Annotated in this window: 22 protein-coding genes, 2 pseudogenes and 1 riboswitch; of the genes and pseudogenes, 9 read left to right on the top strand and 15 right to left on the bottom strand. The window is 73.6% G+C overall.

Features of this window, described 5'->3' with window-relative positions:
* Window positions 1-173 precede the first annotated feature (173 nt).
* From ASH01_RS21695 to ASH01_RS21660, 8 genes and pseudogenes are all read right to left on the bottom strand, one after another.
* Entirely contained in the window at window positions 174-476 is a 303-nt protein-coding gene (locus ASH01_RS21695; protein WP_200961846.1) for a hypothetical protein, read from the bottom strand.
* Window positions 477-698: 222 nt separating this feature from the next.
* A complete protein-coding gene (locus ASH01_RS21690; protein WP_056781192.1) occupies window positions 699-1,505 on the bottom strand; it encodes an adenosylcobinamide-GDP ribazoletransferase in 807 nt (268 codons plus the stop codon).
* Window positions 1,498-2,094, bottom strand: a complete 597-nt coding sequence (locus ASH01_RS21685; RefSeq protein WP_056781189.1) for a bifunctional adenosylcobinamide kinase/adenosylcobinamide-phosphate guanylyltransferase — start codon at window positions 2,092-2,094, stop codon at window positions 1,498-1,500. The genes ASH01_RS21690 and ASH01_RS21685 overlap by 8 nt, the downstream gene beginning before the upstream one ends.
* Complete coding sequence (locus tag ASH01_RS21680; RefSeq protein WP_056781187.1) at window positions 2,091-2,948, bottom strand: ECF transporter S component; 858 nt, start codon at window positions 2,946-2,948, stop codon at window positions 2,091-2,093. Before ASH01_RS21680 ends, ASH01_RS21685 begins: the two co-directional genes overlap by 4 nt.
* Entirely contained in the window at window positions 2,945-4,567 is a 1,623-nt protein-coding gene (locus ASH01_RS21675) for an ABC transporter ATP-binding protein (RefSeq protein WP_056781184.1), read from the bottom strand. The genes ASH01_RS21680 and ASH01_RS21675 overlap by 4 nt, the downstream gene beginning before the upstream one ends.
* Entirely contained in the window at window positions 4,564-5,649 is a 1,086-nt protein-coding gene (locus ASH01_RS21670) for an energy-coupling factor transporter transmembrane component T (protein ID WP_056781181.1), read from the bottom strand. The genes ASH01_RS21675 and ASH01_RS21670 overlap by 4 nt, the downstream gene beginning before the upstream one ends.
* A 15-nt stretch (window positions 5,650-5,664) precedes the next feature.
* Window positions 5,665-6,408, bottom strand: coding sequence for an SCO2322 family protein (locus ASH01_RS21665; RefSeq protein ID WP_235509693.1), 744 nt, complete (start codon window positions 6,406-6,408; stop codon window positions 5,665-5,667).
* A gap of 110 nt (window positions 6,409-6,518) precedes the next feature.
* Window positions 6,519-6,632: riboswitch (cobalamin riboswitch) on the bottom strand.
* Between the two features lie 469 nt (window positions 6,633-7,101).
* A pseudogene (locus ASH01_RS21660) lies at window positions 7,102-8,155 on the bottom strand (IS110 family transposase).
* Window positions 8,156-8,292: 137 nt separating this feature from the next.
* Here ASH01_RS21660 and ASH01_RS21655 point away from each other — a divergent pair.
* On the top strand, window positions 8,293-8,508 hold the full coding sequence (locus ASH01_RS21655) for a hypothetical protein (RefSeq protein WP_056781174.1): 216 nt from the start codon (window positions 8,293-8,295) through the stop codon (window positions 8,506-8,508).
* The gene (locus ASH01_RS21650) at window positions 8,505-9,878 is read left to right on the top strand and encodes a serine hydrolase domain-containing protein (protein WP_056781172.1); all 1,374 of its coding nucleotides are present in this window, start codon (window positions 8,505-8,507) and stop codon (window positions 9,876-9,878) included. The genes ASH01_RS21655 and ASH01_RS21650 overlap by 4 nt, the downstream gene beginning before the upstream one ends.
* A 43-nt stretch (window positions 9,879-9,921) precedes the next feature.
* Here ASH01_RS21650 and ASH01_RS21645 read toward each other — a convergent pair whose 3' ends face one another.
* The 3 genes from ASH01_RS21645 to ASH01_RS21635 form a co-directional block, all read right to left on the bottom strand.
* Window positions 9,922-10,503, bottom strand: coding sequence for a DUF3043 domain-containing protein (locus ASH01_RS21645; protein ID WP_056781169.1), 582 nt, complete (start codon window positions 10,501-10,503; stop codon window positions 9,922-9,924).
* 74 nt (window positions 10,504-10,577) lie between these two features.
* Entirely contained in the window at window positions 10,578-11,159 is a 582-nt protein-coding gene (locus ASH01_RS21640; protein WP_056781165.1) for a protein-L-isoaspartate O-methyltransferase family protein, read from the bottom strand.
* A 74-nt stretch (window positions 11,160-11,233) separates the two neighbouring features.
* Window positions 11,234-12,043, bottom strand: coding sequence for a methyltransferase domain-containing protein (locus ASH01_RS21635; RefSeq protein WP_056781163.1), 810 nt, complete (start codon window positions 12,041-12,043; stop codon window positions 11,234-11,236).
* A 114-nt stretch (window positions 12,044-12,157) separates the two neighbouring features.
* Between ASH01_RS21635 and ASH01_RS21630 the strand changes: the two are divergent.
* Window positions 12,158-13,527, top strand: a pseudogene (locus tag ASH01_RS21630) (dipeptidase).
* A gap of 145 nt (window positions 13,528-13,672) precedes the next feature.
* Here ASH01_RS21630 and ASH01_RS21625 read toward each other — a convergent pair.
* The gene (locus ASH01_RS21625) at window positions 13,673-14,452 is read right to left on the bottom strand and encodes a metallophosphoesterase family protein (RefSeq protein ID WP_056781159.1); all 780 of its coding nucleotides are present in this window, start codon (window positions 14,450-14,452) and stop codon (window positions 13,673-13,675) included.
* A 6-nt stretch (window positions 14,453-14,458) separates the two neighbouring features.
* The gene (nadA, locus tag ASH01_RS21620; protein ID WP_056781156.1) at window positions 14,459-15,679 is read right to left on the bottom strand and encodes a quinolinate synthase NadA; all 1,221 of its coding nucleotides are present in this window, start codon (window positions 15,677-15,679) and stop codon (window positions 14,459-14,461) included.
* Window positions 15,680-15,788: 109 nt separating this feature from the next.
* Here nadA and ASH01_RS21615 point away from each other — a divergent pair, with 109 nt between their 5' ends.
* The 6 genes from ASH01_RS21615 (at window position 15,789) to aat (ending at window position 21,331) form a co-directional block, all read left to right on the top strand.
* The gene (locus ASH01_RS21615) at window positions 15,789-16,511 is read left to right on the top strand and encodes an SDR family NAD(P)-dependent oxidoreductase (RefSeq protein WP_056781299.1); all 723 of its coding nucleotides are present in this window, start codon (window positions 15,789-15,791) and stop codon (window positions 16,509-16,511) included.
* Window positions 16,508-17,602 carry an S-adenosylmethionine:tRNA ribosyltransferase-isomerase gene (locus ASH01_RS21610; RefSeq protein WP_056781152.1) on the top strand — a complete coding sequence of 365 codons (1,095 nt, stop codon included), beginning with the start codon at window positions 16,508-16,510 and terminating at the stop codon, window positions 17,600-17,602. The genes ASH01_RS21615 and ASH01_RS21610 overlap by 4 nt, the downstream gene beginning before the upstream one ends.
* A 124-nt stretch (window positions 17,603-17,726) precedes the next feature.
* Entirely contained in the window at window positions 17,727-18,893 is a 1,167-nt protein-coding gene (locus tag ASH01_RS21605; RefSeq protein ID WP_056781296.1) for a glycerate kinase family protein, read from the top strand.
* A 129-nt stretch (window positions 18,894-19,022) separates the two neighbouring features.
* Window positions 19,023-19,400, top strand: a complete 378-nt coding sequence (gene erpA, locus ASH01_RS21600) for an iron-sulfur cluster insertion protein ErpA (RefSeq protein ID WP_020145450.1) — start codon at window positions 19,023-19,025, stop codon at window positions 19,398-19,400.
* 196 nt (window positions 19,401-19,596) lie between these two features.
* Window positions 19,597-20,583 carry a carbohydrate kinase family protein gene (locus ASH01_RS21595; RefSeq protein WP_056781149.1) on the top strand — a complete coding sequence of 329 codons (987 nt, stop codon included), beginning with the start codon at window positions 19,597-19,599 and terminating at the stop codon, window positions 20,581-20,583.
* A gap of 73 nt (window positions 20,584-20,656) precedes the next feature.
* On the top strand, window positions 20,657-21,331 hold the full coding sequence (aat, locus tag ASH01_RS21590) for a leucyl/phenylalanyl-tRNA--protein transferase (protein ID WP_056781146.1): 675 nt from the start codon (window positions 20,657-20,659) through the stop codon (window positions 21,329-21,331).
* Here the strand turns inward: aat and ASH01_RS21585 are convergent.
* Together ASH01_RS21585 and ASH01_RS21580 are read right to left on the bottom strand one after the other, a co-directional pair.
* Entirely contained in the window at window positions 21,300-21,557 is a 258-nt protein-coding gene (locus ASH01_RS21585; RefSeq protein ID WP_056781144.1) for a sulfurtransferase TusA family protein, read from the bottom strand. The genes aat and ASH01_RS21585 overlap by 32 nt on opposite strands.
* Window positions 21,554-22,792 carry a cysteine desulfurase family protein gene (locus ASH01_RS21580; RefSeq protein WP_082620083.1) on the bottom strand — a complete coding sequence of 413 codons (1,239 nt, stop codon included), beginning with the start codon at window positions 22,790-22,792 and terminating at the stop codon, window positions 21,554-21,556. Before ASH01_RS21580 ends, ASH01_RS21585 begins: the two co-directional genes overlap by 4 nt.
* Between the last annotated feature and the right edge of the window lie 234 nt (window positions 22,793-23,026).

Raw genomic sequence — 23,026 nt, 5'->3', positions numbered from 1 at the left:
GGGCGGGAGGTGCACAGGCGTACTCGCCGGCCGTCGGCTACCCGCAGGCGGACGGAGCTGCAGAGGCTGCTGCATCGTGTGTGCTGTGACACACGTCGTATGCGGGCGAGCGTCACGCAGCCAACCCCACAAGCGCCCGAGCGGGTTGTCGTCGGACGCTGTGCGATGGTGCGTCACAGGGCCGACGTGGCCGCCGCGCCCCCGTACATGAGGAAGAACACGACGATGGAGGCGAGCGCTGTCACGAGCCCGGTGATCGCCATCCCGCGACCGGGGTACTTCTTCGCGAGAGCGATGCCACTGAAGACGATGGCGAGGATCGCCAGTGGCCACAGGCCGATGTTCAGGAACGGAACGAACGATAAGAGCACGGCGAGGATCCCGAGGATCATGCTCGTGACAGCGAAGCCGGTGCCGGGGCGTGTCGTGGGTGCTGCGACGTTCGTTGCAGCCGGGCCAGGGATTGTTTGACTCATGATGTCTCTCCTGCAGATGAGTCGAGAACTCGACTCCGATGTGGGTCAGAATGCCCACGAGCCAAGTCAACCGCCCCCGTGCCCCCCTCGGATGGGCTGGAAGTCCCCCGAGGTCGGACCGAAGGTCCTGACTACAAGCCCGGAGGTCGCTCATGCGGGGCGTGCCCGGCGCGGGCGTCAGTCCGTGACGGCCACGGCGTCCAGGACGTGGCCTTTCGACGGTCAGGGGTGGGGGAGGGCAGTGACGACCAGAGTGGCCGTGACGAGACCGGCGGCCAGGGCGACCTCGATCGCGGCGCCGATGACATCTCCGGTGACCCCGCCCAGGCGCCGGACCGCGTGCCGTCGCGCGACGACGGCCCCGGCGACCGAGACGAGGACGACAGCGACCGCACCGACGCCCCCGGCCCACGACGTGCCGCCGAGCACAGCCGACACCCCCACGACCGCGAGGCCGGCCAGCAGGGCGACCACCGCCACGAGGCCCAGCAGGTGCGCCCGGGACACGGTGCCGGCGACGCCCTGACCGAGCCCGTCGGCACGGGCCGGAGGTATGCCGTCCCGCGTGCACACCGCGCACGCGATGCGGCTCGCCACGAGGGCCACGACGGCCAGCGCCGCGCCGAGGGCACCGCCGAGGAGGGTCGTGAGGCAGGCGGCGTCGAGCAGGAGGGCCAGGACGACCGCCGCAGCGCCGGCCGGACCGGTGTCGCCGCGTCGCATGACCTCGAGCGACCGCGCAGGGTCGTGCCCGGAGGTGAGCCCGTCGGCGAGGTCCGCGAGCCCGTCGAGGTGCAGCGCCCGCGACAGCAGCGCCGTGACGACGAGGGCCAGCACGGCCACGACGCCGGCGGGAGCCCACCCCGTCGTCGACACCGTGCCCAGGGCGGCCCAGGCGAGGAGGGCGGGCGCCGTCGTCAGGGGTGCGATCAGCATGGCGCGGCCGAGCACGACGTCGGTGACGTGCTCCGGAGGGCCGACGCGGAGCGCGGTGAAGGTGCCGAACGCGAGACGCCAGGCGTCACGCATCGAGCGTCCTCGGCCGGGGCTCGCGAGGCACGACGGGGGCGTCGCTGAGGTCGACGACGCGTCCGGCGACGACGAGATGCACGCGCGCCGCCACCGCCGCGACGAGGGCGTTGAGGCGGCCCAGCTCGTCCTGGAAGAGGCGCCCCGAGGCCGTCGTCGCCACGAGGGACCAGCCGACCTCGTTCGTCACGATGACGACGGGCACCGTTGCGGTGCAGAGTGACTCGACGAGCCGGTCGCCCTCGCGACGCACGGCGTCGGCAGCAGCGTCGAGGTCGTCCCAGCCCGCCGCATCGACGAGCGCCGTGAGCCACGTGCCGAGGCAGTCGACGAGGACCGGGCCCGTGGCAGCGTCGAGCACCCTGACCACGTCCGTCGTCTCGACGGTCCGCCACGTCGCGGGACGGCGCGTCCGGTGGTCCTCCACGCGCCGGCTCCACTCGGGGTCGGACGCATCGGCCCGACGACCGGTCGCGACATAGGTGACGTCGTCGTGGTCCGCGACGAGGTCCTCGGCGTGCCGGCTCTTGCCGCTGCGCACCGGCCCCGTGACGAGGGTCGTCGTGCGGGCTCCGTGCGCGCGGCTCATCGGGCGCCCCCGGCGCCCTGCAGCGGCGAGTCGACGTCGGCGCCCGCCGCCCGTGTCGGCTCGAAGACGACCGGCACCCCGAAGGCCGCCCGTCGGGCTCCGCGGCGGAAGACGCGGAGCAGCGCCGGACCGGCCAGCAGGACGAGGACCGCGTTGAGCACGCCCCGCGGCAGGTCCCACGCGAGGGACGTGGCGAGGTAGAAGAGGCCGTAGTGGGCGAGGTTCTCCGAGAGCGGTGCTCCGGGGACGAAGCCCATCCCGCTGGGCGCGTTGGTCCCGAGGAAGGGCCAGAACCAGAGGTTCATGAAGAGCCCGAAGGCGAGTCCCGTCACGAGGGCGTATGCCGCGAGCACCCACCGCTCGGCGCGTCCTCCCGCGCGGGCCGGCAGCAGACCGGCACCGAGCCCGATGCCCCCGGCGCAGATCATCTGGAAGGGCAGCCACGGGCCGACGCCACCCGTGAGCAGCGCCCCTGTGGTGACGGCGAGGGCGCCGGAGACGAAGCCGACGCCGGGCCCGAGCACGCGCCCGGCCACGATGACGATGAAGAACATCGGCTCGAGCCCGGCGGTGCCGGCGCTGAGCAGGCGCAGCCCACCGCCGGCCGCTGCCGCCACCCCGAGGACGGCGATCGTCTTGGCGTCGAGGCGTCCGGCCGTGACCTCCGCGAGGCAGACGACCGCGAGCAGCCCGAGGAGGACGGCGAAGAGCCAGGGCGCGTCGTTGCCGTGGTCGCGCGCGAAGTCCCCGGTGACGAAGAAGGGCCAGGTGAACGCCACCAGCCCGACGACGCCGACCACCGCGACGGCGACGACCGCCGGCCAGCGCAGCGGGATGACCCGGCGCCCGGTCATGCGATCCTCGCGAGGGCGCCCGCGACCTCGGCCACGGTGAGCCAGGTCTGGGGGAGGAGCACCTTCGTCACCTGCGGGGCGAAGGCCGGCGAGGACGCGAGGACCTCGCGTGCCGGGCCGTCGGTGACGACCTCCCCGTCGGCGAGGATGACGACACGGTCGGCGACCTCGGCCGCGAGCTCGACGTCGTGGGTGGCGAGCACGACGGTCGTCCCCTGTGCTGCGAGGCCGGTGAGCATCTCGCCGAGCCGCTTCTTGGCCCCGTAGTCGAGCCCGCGCGTCGGCTCGTCGAGCAGGAGCACCTCCGGTGACCCCGAGAGGATGACGGCCAGCGCGAGCTCGAGCCGCTGACCCTCGGAGAGGTCGCGCGGGTGCACCGCGGGGTCGATGCCCCCGGAGATGCGGTCGAGCAGGCCGCGGGCCGTGCCCGGGGCGGCGCCGAAGTCCTCGTCGGCCGCGGTGCACTCGGCCGCCACGGTGTCGGCGTAGAGGAGCAGCTCGGGCTGCTGCGGCACGAGCCCGACGGTGCGGACCCGCTCGCGGGCGGATCTCGTGTGCGGGTCGACGACTCCTGCCCCGACGCGCACCGTCCCCCCGGCCAGCCGGTGCTGGGCCGCGATGGCTCCGAGGAGGGTCGACTTGCCCGCGCCGTTGCGGCCCATGAGGGTCGTCACCGAGCCACGCGCCACGGCGAGGTCGACACCGTCGAGGACGACCCGGCCGCCGCGCGAGACGCGAAGGCCGTCGACGGTGACCGCGTCGGCGGGCCCGATCACCCTGAGGTCTGCCACGGGGCGCGGTGTGCTCGTGCCGAGGTCTTCGCGCAGGGCGGCCGCCTTGCGGCGCGCGTCGCGGATGGACAGCGGCGTCGGCGACCACCCGACGAGGCGGGAGAGACCGACGACGGGCGGGTAGATCTGGGAGCGGAGCATCGCCTCGGCGGGGTCGAGCAGCTCGGACACGTGTCCTTCGTCGACGAGGACGACGCGGTCGGCATGGTGCACGACGCGTTCCAGCCGGTGCTCGGCCAGCACGACGGTGACCCCGAGGTCGTGCACGATGCGATGGAGCGAGGCCAGGACCTCTTCTGCCGCAACGGGATCCAGGGCCGACGTCGGCTCGTCGAGCACGAGGACTCGAGGGCCGGCGGCGAAGAGCGCGGCGATCGCGACCCGCTGCTGCTGACCACCCGAGAGGGTGCGCAACGCCCGGGCGCGCAGCGGCGTCAGCCCGAAGAGGTCGAGGGTCTCCTCGACGCGGCGGCGGATCGTCGTCGAGTCCAGCCCCATCGTCTCCATGCCGTAGGCGACCTCGTCCTCGACGACATCGGTGACGAAGGTCGAGGACGGGTTCTGCTCGACGAGGCCGACCACCGTCGCGAGGTCGCGAGGACGGTGCTCGGCCGTGTCGAGCCCGTCGACGGTGACGCGTCCGGTGAGCGTGCCGCCGCTGAAGTGCGGGACCAGCCCGTTGATGGTGCGCAGCAGCGTGGACTTGCCGCTTCCCGTGGGGCCGACGACGAGGACGAGCTCGCCCTCGGGGATCTCGAGCGTGACGTCGTGGAGGCTGGGAGCGGGGGCGTCGGCATACTGCACCGACACGTGCTCGAAGGTGATCACGGTGCGACCTCCCGGGGACGGGGCGACAGCCAGGCGGGGAGGGCGGCCACGAGCAGCGCGAGGACGGCGATGAGGGGCACGGCGGGCAGCTCGCCCTGCTGGCTCGGCACGATGCCCTCCCAGCCCTGCACCGAGCCGACGACGAGGACCGCGGAGGGCACGGCGCCCGCGACGACCGTCACGGTCTCGGTCCACGTCCAGCGGTCGCGGCGGTGGCCCGACCGGGGGTCGCGCGACGCACCGACCAGCAGGCTCGAGCCGGCGAGGAGCGCGCCGAGCACGAGGACCGGCAGCCCGAGCACCCCTCCGGCCGAGGAGTCGAGGAGGCCGTAGAGACCGGCGAGGACCCCGACGAGGCCGGCGAGGGCGAGCCCCGTCGCGGCCCGACGGCTCGTCGTCGTGGAGCGGACGGCGCGGCCGTAGCCACGGGACTCCATCGACGCTGCCAGCCCGAGCGACCGCTCGAACGCGGTCTCGAGCACGGGCACCGTGAGCCGGGCCATCTCGCGCAGGCCGCGGCCGTCACGACCGCGCAGCGTGCGCGCTGCGCGCACCTCGCGGGCGTCGGTCAGCAGCTGCGGCGCGAACGTCAGCCCCACGACGACGGCGGTGCCGACGTCGTAGAGGGTGGCGGGCAGGTATCTCAGCAGTCGGCGCGGGCTCGCCAGCGCGTTGGCGGCACCGAGGCACGCGAGGACCGCGGCGAGGCGCAGGGCGTCGTAGGCGGCATACAGCAGGGACTCGAGGGTCACCGTCCCGCCGATGCGCACGCCCGCCGCCCAGTCCGGCAGCGGCACGCTCGGCAGGGTCATGACGACGGTCTCACCGACGATGCCGTTGCCCAGCAGGGCCGTCATGACGATGCGGAACGCGACGATGACGGCACCGATGGCGAGGAAGGCGGGCAGCGGGTTGACCGTGGCAGGGTCATGGCGCTCGTCGACGACGAGGACGCAGACCCCGATGACGAGCAGCAGCAGCACCGGGTTGGTCGTGCGCGACGCAGCGGTGGCCAGGCCCAGCCCCCACAGCCACCAGGCTGCGGGGTGCTGGAGCCGGGCCCTGCGCTGGAGTCGCGCCACGCTCGTCGTGGCTCCTCAGCCGTCCTGGCGAGCGCGCGACCGCGAGCGCATGAGCAGGTAGCCGATGAGCGCGAGCAGGACGAGGCCCGCGATGACGTAGGCCGCAACGGTCCCGCCCGACGTACCGGACGTCGGCGCCGCGGCGACGTCGGTGCCCGAGGCGGCCGGGGTCGAGGCCGACACGGACGGCGTGGCCGCCGGAGCGGCGATGGTCACCGGCTGGTCGGCGGCCTTGGCCTCGGGGCTGACCTCCTTGACGGCACCGCCGCAGTCGCTCGTCGGGTAGCCGTCGACGCCGCAGACGAGGCCCTTCTCGGTGCGCACGTCACCGGCGACGGCGAGCACCGCCGCGCTCGTCGCGTCCGTGACGACAACCGCGCACAGGGCCTTGGGCTCGGGCGGCGTGGCGCCGTCGGCGGCATCGGCCGGGCGGCCGAAGTCGACGACGAGGCCGACGCGCTTCTTGCCCGGCACGGCCGCAGTGGTGCCACAGACCTGCTCGAACGTCAGGACGGCGCGCGGGTAGCGCGTCGAGGCCTCGTCGGCGACCGCGAAGCGCCAGCCGTCGACGCTGCCGTCCTTGGGGGTCGTCTGGTCCGGGCCCTTCTGCGCGAAGGTCCAGGCGCCGTCGGAGAGCTGGTAGAAGCCCCAGTAGCGGTACGCAGCGGCGTGGGCCGGCGCGATGGTGAGGGCCGAGAGGCAGGCGGCGACGAGCGCGGCGAGCACGACCCGGAGCGGGGCACGACGGACAGGGGACACGGTTTCCTCCTCGCGGTGGGACACCATGTCGGGTCTGCTGGCTGCGGCCGGCCCGGCGGGGTGACTCCGGTCCGCATTCCACGACAGACTGACAAAGGAGCCGGTGGGACGCGGGTTTTCCGGCTGGTCACCCCGGGCCGCACGGCGGCGGGAGGTGGCATCACGGTTGCGGGTCAGCGCCGGAGTCACACCGGCTTGCCCCATCGTCCTTCGGTTAGGCGAACCGTCGCACGCGGGGCCTGCGCCCGTCAAACGGCGTGCCAACTGATATGTAGTGGCTTCCTGTCAAGGGGCAGGGTGAGGCGCCGTCGGGACCATGAGTCCTGACGGCGCCTCTGCTTCGTCGTGAGGTGGCTGGTGAGCGTGTCGTTGGCGACGCGCGGTCAGACTGATATGCGCGAGTTGGGTACCGCAGGACGGTGGTTCGGCAGGAACGGGACCGCGTGTCTAGGATCGAGCGTCGCTGTGTCCCAGTGGGATTGGCTGCTCATAGTTGGCTCGCGGGTCGTTCCTTGCGCTGCCACCGGCCACCTGNGTTGGGTACCGCAGGACGGTGGTTCGGCAGGAACGGGACCGCGTGTCTAGGATCGAGCGTCGCTGTGTCCCAGTGGGATTGGCTGCTCATAGTTGGCTCGCGGGTCGTTCCTTGCGCTGCCACCGGCCACCTGCTCGGCGAAGCGGCTTCCGGGGTGCTTAGTCGTCGTCCATGACAGCCAGCGACCAGCACCAGCCGGCCAGCTCTCGGGCGACCGCGACGTTGGCGACGGTGTGCCGTTTGCGCCGCTCGGTGAAGACGACCCACCGGTGGTGCAGCCGCCGGTTGCCCTCATCGCCACGGGCTCGGGCAGCCGGTGACGCGAGGTCCCACCGGTCACGCATCGTCTTGCCTGCGACGTACCGGGCGCGGTAGTGCCAGGCTGCCTCGACGAGCAGCCTCCGGGCGTGGCCGTTACCGGCCTTGGTCACCGATCCCTGCAGCCGGGACGCGCCCGAGGAGTGCTCGCTGGGCACCAGACCGACGAACGAGCCGATCGTGTTGCCGGTGAACCGGTGCCAGTCGCCGATCTCGACGGCGAGGGCGAACGCGGTCAAGGTACTGACCCCACGGAGGCAGCCCAGGCGGTGCACGACCGGGGTGAACTCGCTGTCGGCGGCCATCGCCGTGATCGCCGCGTCGAGCCGGTCCCGGCGAGCCCTCACCGCCAGCACCGCGTCGAAGTCGGACTCGAACGCCAGCCGGGTGGCCGCCGCGTCGAAGCGCTGTCGTCGCAGCCACGCCTCGTGCGCGCCCGTCCACGCCTGACCGTCGGAGTACACGATGCCCTGGCGCAGCAGCAGCTTCGACAGTCGGTGTCGGGCCCGCATCAGGTCCCCGCGGCAGTCCTCACGGGCACGGACCAGGTCCCGGGCCGCCTCCGTCGCCGGTGTCGGGACCGTCACCGCCGTGACCTCGTCCAGGCGCAGCAGCCGGGCCAGGTGGACCGCGTCCCGCGCGTCGGTCTTGACCCGATCACCGGCTGGGCGCTGCAGCTTCGAGGGGGCCGCGACCACGCACCGGATCCCGGTAGCGTCCAAGGCCCGCGCCAGCCCGAACCCTGTCGGACCCGCCTCGTAGGCCACCGCCACCGGCCCGGGCAGCGCTGCCAGCCAGGACTGGATGTGTTCGTTTGACGGGGTCAATCGCGTCTGGAACAGCTCGCCTGTGACGGTGCACATCGAGCCCCACGCTCGTACGCTCGGTAAACACCGGGGCCTCCCACAACTGTCGGATAGGCCGAGCAGGCAGCCCCTACTCGGTAACCCACGGACATGTGTGAGTGAGGCCCCGGCCCGCAACCCCTCAGCGCTCCCGAGCGGTCACTCCATACCGTCTAGGGTGGCCGCATGAGTGCTGACTGGTCCTGGCTGTTCCTCGATGCGCACGGCAACCCGGTGGAGGGTGAGGGCGTGACGACCTCGGGATTCCCGACCCAGAGCGACGCCGAGAGCTACCTGGGGGAGTCGTGGCGCGAGCTGCTCGACGCTGGGGTCGAGGCGGTCACCCTGCGCGAGAACGACACCGTCGTCTACGGCCCGATGAGCCTGCGGGCCGCGGAGTGAGCGCGCCGCACGGGGCCGGCAGCCCGTCGGAGACGGCGCTGTCGGCGGGGCTCGAGCGCGACCTGCTCGCCCGGGTCGTCACGGCCCAGCGCACCTGGCGCTCTCCCGGCGTCAGCGTCGGCGTCGTGCGCGAGGGCGCGCTCGTCTGGTCGGCGCACGTGGGGTCGGCCCGGCTCGGGTCGCAGCCCGCGCCCGCCACCGACGACACGCAGTTCATGATCGGCTCGGTCACGAAGACGTTCACGGCCCTGACCGTCATGTCGCTGCGCGACGAGGGCCTGCTGTCCCTCGACGACGCGCTCGAGACGTACGTGCCGGGCACGAAGCACGCGCGGGTCCCGCTGCGGCAGATGCTGGCCCACGCCTCCGGGCTGCAGCGTGAGCCGGTCGGCAACATCTGGGAGAGCCTCGTGGCCCCCGAGCGCGACGAGTTCCTCGCCGGCGTCGAGGAGGCGGAGCAGGTGCTCCCCGCCCACCACGCCTTCCACTACTCCAACCTCGCCTACGGCCTCCTCGGCCAGGTCGTGGAGCGCGTCACGGGCCGGGACTGGGAGCACGTCGTCCGCGAGCGGGTGCTCGAGCCGCTCGGGATGGACCGCACCGGCCTGACGCCCGCCGACGACCGGGCACTCGGCTACCAGGTCGACCCGTACGCCGGCACCGCGAGCGAGGAGCCGCTCTTCACCCTCAACGCGACGGCACCGCTGGGTGGCCTGTGGTCGACCGTGGCCGACATGGCGCGCTACGCCGCCTACGTCGCGAACCCCGACGACCGGGTCGTGCGACCCGAGACCGTCGAGGAGATGTGCCGGCCGATCATCATGACCGACGTCGACGGCTGGAGCGGTGCCTACGGCCTCGGCTTCGGGATGGGCCGCCGCGGCGACCGGGTCTATGTCGGCCACGGCGGCGCGATGCCCGGCTTCCTCACCGGCCTGCGGGTCCGGCGCAAGGACGGTGTCGGCGCGATCGTCTTCGCCAATGCCACCTCCGGCGCCCTGACCCTCGGGCTCGCGACCGACCTCGTCGAGGCCGTCGTCGACGCCGAACCGGCTCTGACCGCGGCGTGGGTGCCCGAGACGGCTCAGCCCGCCCTGACCGAGCTCCTCGGCCTCTGGTGGTCGGAGGGGTCGCCGATCACGTTCTTCGTGCGCGGCGGCGAGCTGTGGTCCAGGCTCGCCGACGACGAGCCGCTGTCGGAGACGCGGTATGCCGCCGAGGGCACCGACCGCTTCCGCGCCGTGGCGGGCCGGGAGCGCGGCGAGGTGCTCGAGGTCGTGCGTGCCGCCGACGGCTCCGTCGACAAGCTCTACTTCGCGACGTATGCCGTGACGCGGGCGCCGCTGGCGTTCGCCGACCTGCAGGGCTGACCGAGGCGGTCGGCCTCACCCCGTCCGACCCGGCACGGGCCGGTCAGGCGGGGTGCTCGCCGCGGGCGACCTGCGGCTTCGGCATGCGCGTGCGGCGCATCTGGAAGGCGCGCATGATGGCGTACCACGCGTCGCCCTTCTCGGCGCCGCCGAACTTGTCGTCCATCTTGCGGCGCGTGCGGCGCCACATGAGGAGGGCGTCGCCGATGGCCACGAGGATGAGGCCGTAGACGAGGACGAAGACGAGCAGCAGGGCCCAGTTCGTCCGGACGAAGCTGAGCAGCAGCACGATGAGCATGATCGGCAGCATGAACTCGCCGATGTTCCAGCGGGCGTCGACCGTGTCGCGGATGAACCGGCGACGGGGGCCCTTGTCGCGGGCCGGGAGGTACTTCTCGTCACCCGTCATCATGCCGGCGCGCTGCTTGGCCATCGCCTCGCGGCGGGCCGTCTTGTCCTGCTTCGTCGCGGCCTTGCGGTCGGTGACGATGAGGGGACGCTTGTTGAGGGCCTCCTGCTCGCGCCGCTTCGGCGTGGGCCGGTTCTTCGCCCCGGCGCGTGCCGACGCGTCGGTCGAGGCCGTGGGTGCGAGGTCTTCGTTGAGGGTCTTCTTGCGTCCGAACACGGGGACACTCTAAGCCGAAGGGCGTCCTGGGCCCGCATCGCGCCCGCGGCCACCCGGCATACGACCCCTCGCGGTCAGGCCCCGGGGGTCGTGCGGAGCGGGACGAAGCGGTAGTGCCCGTGCCGGCTCGTCACGAGCGTGCCGTGGTCGCGCACGACGAGCGTCATCGAGCCGGCGACGGGGAGGACGAGCCGCCCGGGGTCGCCGAGCTGGTCGACGAGCGGCTGGGGCAGGGTCTGCGCCTCGGCGGACACGAGGATGCGGTCCCAGGGGCCACGGTCCGGGGCGCCGAGCACCCCGGCGGCGGCCTCGTGGATCTCGGCCCACGCCATCCGGGTGGCGGCGAGGTTCGCGGCACCCCATCGCGCGAGGGCGGGCTCGAGCTCGACGCCGACGACCTCGCCGGTGGGTCCGGTGAGGTGGGCGAGCAGGGCGGTCGTCCATCCGGAGCCCGAGCCGACGTCGAGGACGCGCTGCCCGGGCTGCACGTCGAGGAGGCGCAACATGTCGGCGACCGTCCGCGGCTGCGAGTTCGTCTGCCCGTGCCCGATGAGGATGGGGCCGTCGTGACCCGCGCGGGACCGGGCGCCGCGGGGGAGGAAGCCGGCCCGAGGCACGGCGGCGAAGGCCTGCTGCACCCGGTCGACGGCGTCCATGGTCCGAGCCAAGCACGCCCGAGTCCGGACGTCAGCCCCGGAGCCGGGTCCCGCGCGGGTCACGACGGGTGGAGTCAGGCCGTGCGGCGGGCGATGACGTGCACGAGGGTGCCGAGGGCGCGGTAGGGGTCGGTCGAGCCGAGCCGCTCCTCGACGTCGAGCAGCGTCGCCAGCTCGTCGCCCGTGGGTGCGGGCTCATCCACCCCGACGTCGTCGCTCGCGACGCGGATGCCGTACCACGCGACGAGCTCGAGGCCCGCGACCTCGCAGTCGACCGTCAACGAGGCGAGCGTGTCTGCGCGCGCGTCGACGCCGATCTCGTTGCGGTAGCGGGCATCCCGGCCCTGCTCGGCTGCGCGGCGCGTCTCGTCGAGCATCGCCAGGGCAGCGGACCAGTCATGCCGGCCGGCCGGGCGCCAGGCCATGGCGTCGCCGTTGCGGGCCGCGATCGACACGATGCCGCCCGGCGCGACCCGGCGGGCCAGGCCGGCGACCGCGGCGCGGCTGTCGGGGAGGTACATGAGCACGCCGTGGCACATGACGACGTCGTATGCCGTCGGCCGCGTCACGCTCGCGAGCCCGGCGAGGTCGGTGGCCACGAGGGTCACGTGGTCGCGCTGCTCCGGGGTGAGCCCGGCAGCGGCCTGCTCGAAGGTGGCGCGCATGCGCCCGTCCGGCTCGACGGCGGTGACCGTGTGGCCGAGGCGCGCCAGACGCAGCGCCTGGGTGCCTTGGCCGGCGCCGACGTCGAGGACGCGGAGCGGACCACGAGGCAGGTGTGCAGCGAGCTGTCGGGTGACCATCTCCTGGCGTACGACGTTGCGCAGGTTGCCCAGTCTCTCGAGCCAGGGGTCCTGCCCGGCCACGAAGGTGTTGTCGGCCATCGGCCGAACCTACCCACAGGGGACGACACCTGCCGAGGCGGGCGCCCCCGGGAGCGGCTGACACGGTCCTCGCCTGCCTCGTGGGCCCGCCCGTGGCGTGGGTAGGGTCGGCTCGTGACTGACGACGCCCTCACCCCCGACCAGATCCAGCAGATCCGCGACCGCGTGGCCGAGCTCATGCCGCAGGTGCGGGCCGACCTCGAGGAGCTCGTGCGCATCCCGAGCGTCTCGGCCTCCTCCTTCGACCAGAGCCAGGTGGCGCACAGCGCCGAGGCCGTCGCCGAGCTGCTCCGCCGCGAGGGCCTCGACGTCGAGGTCGTCGTCGAGGGCGGCCGCCCGGCGGTCATCGGGCACCTCGACGGTCCCGCTGGCGCCCCGACCGTGACGCTCTACGCGCACCACGACGTGCAGCCCCCGGCGACGACGCCGACTGGGACAGCTCGCCGTTCGAGCCCGTCGAGCGCGACGGGCGCCTCTACGGCCGCGGCGCGGCCGACGACAAGGCCGGCGTCATGGCCCACGTCGCGGCACTGCGCGCGCACGCCGGCAACTTGCCGGTCGGCGTCACGGTCTTCGTCGAGGGGGAGGAGGAGTCCGGCTCGCCGTCGCTCGGCTCGATCCTCGAGAAGCACGGCGACCGCCTCGCTGCCGACGCCATCGTCATCGCCGACTCCGGCAACTGGGACATCGGCACGCCCGCCCTCACCACGACCCTGCGCGGCGGCATCCGCGTCGTCGTCCGCGTCCAGACGCTCGACCACTCCGTGCACTCGGGCATGTTCGGCGGCGCGGCACCCGACGCCACCACCGCCCTCGTGCGCCTCCTCGCCTCGCTCCACGACGCCGACGGCAACGTGGCCGTGGCCGGTCTCGACGCGGGCGAGGCCGCCGACATCGACTATGACGAGCAGCGCTTCCGCGCGGAGTCGGGCCTGCTCGACGACGTGTCGCTCATCGGGTCCGGCTCGATCCTCAGCCGGCTCTGGAACAAGCCCTCGATCACGACGATCGGTATCGACGCGACGTCCATCGACAAGGCGTCGAACACCCTGTCCGCCAAGGCCGCTGCCAAGATCTCCGTCCGCCTCGCCCCGACCCAGGACCCCCTCGTGGCCTTTGACCGCGTGCGTGAGCACCTCGAGGCCAACGCTCCCTGGGGGGCCAGGCTCACGGTCGAGCTCGAGGAGCACGGCTCGGGCTTCGCCGCCGACGCGAACGGACCCGTCTACGACGAGGCGCGTGCGTCGTTCGCCGACGCCTGGGGCACCGAGCCCGTCGACATGGGGGTCGGTGGCTCGATCCCGTTCATCTCCGACTTCTCGGCCCGCTTCCCCGACGCGTCGATCATCGTCACGGGCGTCGAGGACCCCGACACGCGCGCCCACGGCGCGAACGAGTCGCTGCACCTCGGCGAGTTCGAGAAGGTCTGCGTGGCCGAGGCGGTCTTCCTCGCCCGGCTGGGAGCGCTGCGGCCCACCCGCTGAGGCGGACGGCATACGCCATCGGTGGACGGGTCAGCCGATGACCCGCGCGATGGTGCTGCGTCTGGTGGGGCGATCACCCCACCAGACGCAGCACCATCGGTAGGACCATCCACACCGGAACGGCGGGCCAGGGCCGGCCGGCGGCTCAGGTGGCAGGGACCGCCGAGCCGCGGTAGCGCTGCTCGCGCAGCTCGAGGGCGTACGCGTCCGCGCCCGGCATCCCGAGCTCCTCGGCCACCGCGACCTCGGCCTCGACGTCGTAGGGCACCCGGACGAAGGTGATGCCGACGTGGCCCGCGGGCTCGTCGAGGTCCGCGCGGGGCAGCGCGCCCTCGAGGACGACGTAAGGGGCGCCGGGACCGTCGAGGGCGTTGCCGACCGACCCGGCGTTGAAGACGGTGATGCCGTAGTCGACGGCGAGGTAGGCGCCGTGGATGTCGCCGTAGCCGACGATGGTCGGCACCGGCCCGTCGCCCGTGAACGCGGTCTGCGCGACGAAGGCCCGGTGCTCCTCCTCGGTCGTCGGGGCGAAGACGCGGTGGAACTCGCTCACCGGCGAGGCGTGGAAGAAGCGGATCGGCTGGCCGCTCAGCACGATCTCGTGGACGTTGGGCAGCGTTGCGAGCCAATGCCGCTCGTCCTCTGACAGCGTGTCGCGCACCCACTGGCCGTGCTCCCACGGCTGCACGGTGTCGCGCGCGATGAAGGTGTCCCAGTTGCCCCGGACGGTCGGGATGGCGCGCTCCCGCGTCATCCGGATGCACTCCGACCCACGCGGGCCCTTGCCGATGAGGTCGCCGAGGTTGACGACGTACTCGATGCCGCGGCGGGCGATGTCGGCGAGCACGGCTTCGTACGCCGTGACGTTCCCGTGCACGTCGGAGACGACGGCGACCCGGTGGAGGTCGCCTGCGGTGGCCGCCACCGGGCGTCAGTCCTTGTGGGTGGTGCCGGGCAGGGCGAGCATCCGGTCGAGCGCGGCTCGCGCCTCGGCGGCCACGGTCGGGTCGACGCGGATCGGGTTGACGACCCGGCCCTCGACGAGGGACTCGAGCGCCCACACGAGGTGCGGGAGGTCGATGCGGTTCATCGTCGAGCAGTAGCAGACGTTCTTCTCCAGGAAGGCGATCCGCTGCTCGGGGAACTGCTGGGCGAGGCGGCGCACGAGGTTGAGCTCGGTGCCGACGACCCACGACGTGCCGGCCGGGGCGGCGGCGATCGTCTGGATGATCTTCTCCGTCGAGCCGACCTCGTCGGCCCGCTCGACGACCTCGTACTGGCACTCGGGGTGGACGATGACCTTGACGCCGGGGATCTCGCGGCGGGCGGCCTCGACGGCGTCGACGGAGAAACGGCCGTGCACGGAGCAGTGCCCACGCCAGAGGATCATCCGGGCGTTCTCGAGCTGCTCCCGGGTCAGGCCGCCGTTCGGGCGGTGCGGGTCCCAGACGACGCAGTCGTCGAGCGACAGGCCGAGCTCGCGCACGGCCGTGTTGCGGCCGAGGTGCTGGTCGGGCAGGAAGAGCACCTTGCCGGTGCCGGTCCCGTCCAGCCCGACGCCACCGACCTGCTCGAAGGCCCAGTCGAGGGCGGTGCGGGCGTTGGAGCTCGTGCAGATCGTGCCGCCGTGGCGCCCGGTGAAGGCCTTGATCGCGGCGGCGGAGTTCATGTAGGTGACCGGGATCGTCTGCTCGGCGACGCCGGCCGCGGTCAGCTGCTCCCAGCAGTCCTCGACCTGGGCGATCGCGGCCATGTCGGCCATCGAGCAGCCGGCGGCGAGGTCGGGCAGGATCACGGTCTGCTCGTCGCTCGTGAGGATGTCGGCGGACTCGGCCATGAAGTGCACGCCGCAGAAGACGATGTAGGGCGCGTCCGGCCGGGCGGCGGCGTCGCGGGCGAGCTTGAACGAGTCACCGGTGACGTCGGCGAACTCGATGACCTCGTCGCGCTGGTAGTGGTGCCCGAGGACGAAGACGCGGTCCCCGAGCGCGGCCTTGGCCGCGCGCGCCCGCTCGACGAGGTCGGGGTCGGACGCCGCCGGAAGGTCGCCCGGGCACTCGACGCCGCGCTCGGTGTGCAGGTCGGTGCCCTGCCCGAGCACGAGGAGGGGGAGCGGAGCGGGAGCCGGGGCCGATGCCGTGTCGGTCGTCATGTGCAGATCGTATGCCGCCCCGAGCGCTGCCAGCGCTCGGGCACTTGACCTCAAGTGAACTTGATGTCTGACGCTGTGGCCATCGACCCACGACCACACAGGAGTCATGATGCCCACCGCACTCGTCACCGGTGCCACCCAGGGGCTCGGCCGGGCCCTCGCCGAGGCCCTCGCCGTCCGGGGCTGGGACCTCGTCGTCACCGCCCGCGACGCCGATCGTCTCGCCGAGACCGTCTCCGGCCTGCGCGACCACGGTCGCGACGTCGTCGGCCTCGCCGGCGACGTCAGCGACGCCGTCCACCGCGACGACGTCGCCCACGTCGTCACCGGCCCGGCCGGTCCGGGCGGCCTCGACCTGCTCGTCCACAACGCGAGCACCCTCGGCCCGCTCCCGCTGCGTCCGCTGCGCGACCTGACGACGGACGACCTCGCGGCCGTGCTCGCCGTCAACGTCGTCGCGCCGCACGCCCTGACCTGCTCGCTGCTGCCGTCGCTCGAGGCCGCCGGAGGGACGGTCCTCGCGATCTCGTCCGACGCCGGCGTCGAGCACTACGAGACGTGGGGCGCCTACGGCGCCAGCAAGGCCGCGCTCGACCATCTGACGCTGAACCTCGGGGCGGAGGTGCCCTCGATCCGCGCCTACGCCCTCGACCCCGGTGACATGCGTACCGCGATGCACCAGGCGGCGTTCCCCCGGGAGGACATCAGCGACCGGCCGCTGCCGGAGGAGGTCGCCGTGCCCGGGATCCTGGCGCTGCTCGCGTCGCGACCTGCCAGCGGTCGGTACCGGGCTGCCGAGCTGCTCGCGGCGACGTCGGGGATGGCCTCGTGACCGCGGCCCTCGCGCACGTCCCGCACACCGTCTTCCGCGCCACCGACGACCTCACGGCCGACGCGCCGCCCGAGCGGAGAGGTCTCGACCGGGACGGCGTCCGCCTGCTCGTCGCCTCGGAGCCCTCCTCGGGAACCGTGCGCGTCGAGCACACGACCTTTGCCGCCATCGGCGACCACCTGTCGCCCGGCGACCTGCTCCTCGTCAACAACTCGGCGACCGTGGCGGGCGAGATCGACGGTCGGGTGCCCGGACGCGGCGCCGTCGTCGTCCACGTGGCCTCCGAGCTCGACGACTGCACCTGGGTCGTGGAGCTGCGCACCGCCCCCGACGCGGGACACCCGGTGCTCGACGCGCTCGAGGGCGACGTCGTCGACCTCGCGGCGGGCGGCCCCCGGCTGCGCCTCGAGGCGCCCTACCCGAGGCCCGACTCGTCCCCGACGGGACACGGCAACCGGCTGTGGCGGGCGACGCAGCTCGACGACTGCACCCTCGCGGAGCACCTCGCGACGCACGGCCGGCCCGTCGCCTACGGCTACCTCCGTTCGAGGTTCCCGCTCGAGGACTACCAGACGGTCTTCGCCCGGCTGCCGGGCAGCGCCGAGATGGCGAGCGCCGCCAGACCGTTCACCGCCGACCTCGTGACCGGGCTCGTGTCGTCGGGCGTCCTCGTCGCCCCCGTGACGCTGCACACGGGCCTGTCGTCACAGGAGGCCGGTGAGGCGCCGCAGCCCGAACGGTTCGCCGTGTCGGGGGAGACGGCAGCCCTCGTCAACCTCGTGCGCGAGCGCGGGCGCCGGGTCGTCGCCGTCGGCACGACGGCGACGCGGGCCATCGAGTCGGCGACCGGTCCGGACGGCCGGGTGCGCGCGGCGGCGGGCTGGACCGAGGTCGTCATCTCGCCGGACCGTCCGGCCCGCGTCGTCGACGGGCTCGTCACCGGCTGGCACAACCCGGACGCCTCGCACCTGCTCCTCGTCGAGTCGGTCGCGGGGGCCGACCTGGCCCAGCAGGCGTACGACGAGGCGGTGGCGTGCCGCTATGCCTGGCACGAGTTCGGCGACGCCGGCCTCTTCCTGCCGCACCGTTGACTCCCGCCCCTCGCGCCGACATCCACTGCGGTTCGAGGTGGTCGCGCCGCCCACGGTCGTGCCGCGATCACCTCGGCCGCGGGTGGGACGCGGCGCGACGCAGTCGGATGGGAGGATGCCCGACGTGCACGTCATCTTCGCTCCCGACTGCTACACCGGCACGCTCACCGCGTCCCAGGCCGCGGCCGCGATGGCCGAGGGCTGGGGGCGGACGGCGCCGGGCGACCGTGTCACGCTCGTGCCGCTCTCCGACGGCGGACCCGGCTTCGTCGACGTCCTCGCCGAGACGCTCGCGGGGGAGGTCCACGCCGTCGTGACCACCGACCCGCTCGGCCGTGAGGTGCCCGGCACCATCCTGCTGACGACGGGCGCGGGCGGCCGGACGGCCTACGTGGAGTCGGCGCAGGCGGCCGGTCTGCACCTGCTCGCCCCGGACGAGCGCGACCCCACGGTGACGTCGACCTCGGGGGTCGGCACGCTCGTGCTCGCGGCCCTCGACGCCGGCGCCCGGCGCATCGTCATCGGGCTCGGCGGGTCGGGCACCAACGACGCGGGGGCCGGCCTGCTCGGCGCCCTCGGGGTCGGGCCCTCCGCCCGCCTCGGGCACGGCGGGCTGGCGCTCGCCGCCGCGACGCCCGACGACGTCGCCGGCCTGGACGCCGCGCGGGACCGGCTGCGGGGCGTCGACCTCGTCATCGCCAGCGACGTCGACTCGCCGCTGCTCGGCCTCAAGGGGGCGAGCGCGGTCTTCGGCCCCCAGAAGGGCGCATCCGAGGAGGACGCCCAACGGCTCGAGAACGCGCTGGGCCACTTCGCGAGCGTCGTGGCCCGGGTTCGGCCGCCGGCCAGGGACCTGCTGACCGGCACCCTGCTCAAGCCGGAGCGCGAACCCGGAGCCGGAGCAGCCGGTGGGCTCGGCTACGCCCTGCACCTGCTCGGTGCGCGCCGCGTGTCCGGGGTCGAGGCGGTGCTCGACGCCGTCGGGTTCGCCGACCTCGTGGCCTCCGCCGACCTCGTCGTCACGGGCGAGGGCAGCTTCGACTGGCAGTCGCTGCGCGGGAAGGTCGTCGTCGGCGTCGCCGAGGCGGCCGCACGCGTCGGTGTGCCGGTCATCGCCGTCCCCGGTCAGTCGCTCGTCGGCCGCCGTGAGGCCATGACGGCCGGCCTCTCCGGGGTGTATGCCGTGGCGGAGCGTCCCGACCAGGTCGCCGCCGCCATCGCCGAGCCCGCCGCACGCCTCGCCGACCGCACGGCACGCGTCGCGCGCACCTGGTCGCCGTCCACATCCTGAGCCGCCGGACGGGGGGAGGATGCACGATTCGGGTGGGGGGCGACGTATCCTTGGAGACGTCGGGAACACATCCGGCGCGGCATGGGTTCTCTCTTCCGACCCATGCTCCACGACGTGAAGGACCAACACATGAGTGTCGAGACGAACGCATCTCCCGCCGAGGTTCAGACCGAGGCTCCCGCCCACGGTGTCGTCCTGACGGACGTCGCGGCCACGAAGGTCAAGAGCCTGCTCGAGCAGGAGGGTCGTGACGACCTCCGCCTGCGCGTCGGTGTCCAGCCCGGCGGATGCTCGGGCCTGATCTACCAGCTCTACTTCGACGAGCGCAGCCTCGACGGTGACCTCGTCCGCGACTTCGACGGTGTCGAGGTCGTCGTCGACCGCATGAGCTCCCCCTACCTCGAGGGCGCCACGATCGACTTCGCCGACACCATCGAGAAGCAGGGCTTCACCATCGACAACCCCAACGCGGGCAGCAGCTGCGCCTGCGGCGACTCCTTCAGCTGAGCCGCCCGCGCCACGGCGCACGCCGCACCGCACGTCCGAAGGGCCCGACCGTCACGGTCGGGCCCTTCGCCGTCGGCGGGCGTCATCGGGCCGGTGTCGAGCCGTCACCGGGCCGGCGTCGGGCCGTCACCGGGCCGTCACCGGGCCGGCGTCGGGCCGGCGTCGGTGGGGCAGCGATCCCGGGTAGGTTCGTGCTGTGCAGATCGCCATCACCGGTTCCATCGCCACCGACCACCTCATGACTTTCGACGGACTCTTCGCCGACTCGCTCGTCGTCGAGCAGCTCGACAAGATCTCCCTGTCGTTCCTCACCTCGGACCTGCAGGTCCGCCGGGGCGGGGTCGCCGCGAACATCGCGTTCGGCATGGCCAACCTCGGTCAGCGTCCGCTGCTCGTCGGCGCGGTCGGCGAGGACTTCACCGACTACCGCAGCTGGCTCGAGCGCCACGGCGTCGACTGCGGCGCGGTGCACTACTCCGAGTCCCAGCACACGGCGCGCTTCATCTGCACGACCGACCGCGACATGGCCCAGATCGCGACGTTCTACGCGGGGGCCATGACCGAGGCGCGCGACATCGAGCTCGCGCCGGTCGCCCAGCGGGTCGGCGGCCTCGACCTCGTCGTCGTGGGCGCCAACGACCCGGAGGCGATGCTGCGCCATTCGGACGAGTGCCGCTCGCGCGGCATCCCGTTCGCGGCCGACCCCTCGCAGCAGCTCGCGTTCTGCGACGGGCCGACCATCGCACGCCTCATCGACGGGGCCGAGTACCTCTTCACCAACGAGTACGAGAGCCACCTCGCCTGCCAGAAGACCGGTTGGAGCGAGGACGAGCTCGCCGACCGCGTCCGGGTGCAGGTCAAGACCCGCGGCAAGGACGGCGTCACCGTCCGCGTGCGCGGCGAGGAGCCCGTCGAGGTGGGGATCGCCCGCGAGGTGCGCAAGGCCGACCCGACCGGCGTCGGCGACGCCTTCCGGGCCGGCTACCTCACCGGTCTCGCGGCGGGTCTGCCGGTCCGGCGCTGCGCCGAGCTCGGCTCGATGCTCGCCACCTACGTCATCGAGACGGTCGGCACCCAGGAGTACGCCCTGGGCAAGGAGCGCTTCCTCGAGCGGCTCGCCGGGGCGTACGGCGCCGAGTCCGCCGACGAGATCGCGCCCCACATCACCTGTCCACGGCCATGACGCCGCCGGCCCGGCGCTGACGGTCATCGCGAGCCGCTGAGCAGCCCACCCCCACGAGAGCCGGAGCCCGTCAGTGCCCACGCCGCCGCCGTCCACCCCCTGGGACTTCGCGCTCGACCGCGTCCCCGCGGGCGAGGACCTCATCGGCATCGGCGCCGACCTCGACGTCGCGACGCTCTTCGAGGCCTACTCCGTCGGCGTGTTCCCCATGGGGATCGGCGACCACGGCGCCGAGCCGATCGGGTGGTGGTCACCGGACCCCCGCGGCATCCTGCGGCCGCGCGAGCTGCGCGTCAGCCGGTCGCTGCGCAAGGCCGTGGCCCGGTTCGAGGTGCGCGTCGACTCCGACTTCCGCGGGGTCGTCGAGGCCTGCGCGGCGCCGGACCGGGACGGTCGCTGGATCACCCCCGAGATCGTCGACGCCTACGTCGAGCTCCACGACGCCGGGTGGGCCCACTCGGTCGAGACGTGGCAGGACGGCGAGCTCGTCGGCGGCCTCTACGGCGTCGCCATCGGCGGACTCTTCGCGGGCGAGTCGATGTTCCACCACGAGCGTGACGCCTCGAAGGTCGCCCTCGTCGGTCTGCGCGACCTGCTCATCGCCGACGGGGACCCCCGCCGCCTCGTCGACGTCCAGTGGCAGACGCCGCACCTGGCCACGCTCGGCGTGCGCGAGGTCCCGCGCGACGAGTACCTCGCGATCCTGCCGACCGTGCTCAACGCGCCGCTCCCGGCCCGCTGGGCCTGACCACCTCGACGAGGTATGCCGTGTGGTCGCCCTCCGCACGCGCCTCGACGAAGCGGTGGCCCCGCATCCGGCACCAGGCCGGGACGTCGTGGGCGGCGGCCGGGTCGGTCGCCAGGACCGTGACGGTCGCGAGGTCCGGCCGGTCGCGGACGAGGCGGGCGAGGCGGATGACGGGCAGGGGGCAGCGTTCGCCGCGCGCGTCGACGACGCTCGGGTCGTCGGTCACAGGTCACCGACCCCGAGCTGGTCGCGCACGGCGCGGACGGTCGGGGCGAGGGCGGCCGTGAAGACGCTGACGTCGTCGGCGAGGGCGGGGGAGACCGCGGGCAAAGGCAGGGTGACGCGCACGTTGCCGTGGGTCAGGACCCCCATCGCCGCGAGCACGTGGCTCGGCTCCAGCGTGCTCGACGTGCAGGCCGACCCGCTCGCCACCGCGAAGCCGGCGGCGTCGAAGGCCCCGACGACGGCCTCCCCGTCGACGTAGAGGCTGGAGAAGGTGACGACGTGGGGGAGCCGGTCGTCCGGGTCCCCGACGACCTCGGTGTCGGGCACCGCGGAGGCGGCGCGGCGGATGTCGTCGACGAGCGCGCGCGTCACCTGTGTGTCCGCGGCACGGGTGGCCGTCGTCTGCTGCCACGCCTCGGCCGCGGCGAGGGCCAGCGGCACCCACGGCGTGACGTCCGCACGGCCGTGCTCGACGTCGGCGCGGGCCTCGGACCAGTGCCAGCGCACGCCCTCGCGGACGACGAGCACACCGAGCGGTGGTCCGCCCCACGACCGTGCGTCACCGACGAGGACGTCCCAGTCCGCAGACACGTCGTCGCGTCCGAGGGACGCCGTGGCGTCGACCACGAGGGGTGTGCCGTGGGCCGCGGCGGCATCACGGGCCGCCCCGAGAGGCTGGCGCGTGCCCACCTCGCCGTTCGCGCTCTGCAACGCCGCCACGACGGTGCCGGGGACCGCGAGGGCGCTCCGCCACGCGTCGAGGTCGAGCCGCCCCAGGGGGTCGACCTCGACCTCCGCGAACAGGGACGCGTCGTCGGCCGCGGCCGCCCGCGCCCGTCCCGGGACGAGGACGGCGGAGTGCTCCACCGCGGAGGCCACGGTGCGCCCCCCACGCCGGCGGGCGGCATACGCCACCCCGTCGACGGCCCGGGCCAGCGCGGTCGGCCCGCTGGGCAGGAAGCTCACCTCGGTGGGTCGCACCCCCAGACCGGCGGCGACGATCTCGCGGGAGCGGTCGAGCAGGGCCCGGGCCCGGCGCCCCTCGGCGTGCAGGCGGGCGGGGTCGGCCCAGCCGACCTCGATCGCGGCCTGCAGGGTGTCGCGTGCGACGGGGTGGAGCGGGCCGGACGAGGCGTCGAGCAGCCGCCGCACGCCCGGTGACCGGCTCGACCGGGGCGTCGCCACCGGTGCCGGCTCGCGGTCGTGCTGACGGTCGTCGGGGAGCCCGCCGGACACCCGCTGGGAGCCTCCGGAAGGGGCGGACGGACGGGGTCCAACGTTCGTGCCCGGATCGTGACTGACCACTCCGCAACGTTAGCCGCCCCCTGCGGACAGCGTGACAAGAGGGACGGTAGGGTTGCGCCGTGGGCCTTGGTGCCCAGACGGTTTGACGTGAACACGTTCGACGCGCGCCCTGCGCGCCCACGTACGGAACGAAAGGTGCACCTGGTGCCTGAGCACGAAGACACC

Origin of the sequence: Terrabacter sp. Soil811, assembly GCF_001429655.1 — a bacterium.
GTDB lineage: Bacteria > Actinomycetota > Actinomycetes > Actinomycetales > Dermatophilaceae > Terrabacter.
Note: the sequence above shows the minus strand (reverse complement) of the source record. Positions and strands in the feature narration are given on the sequence as shown.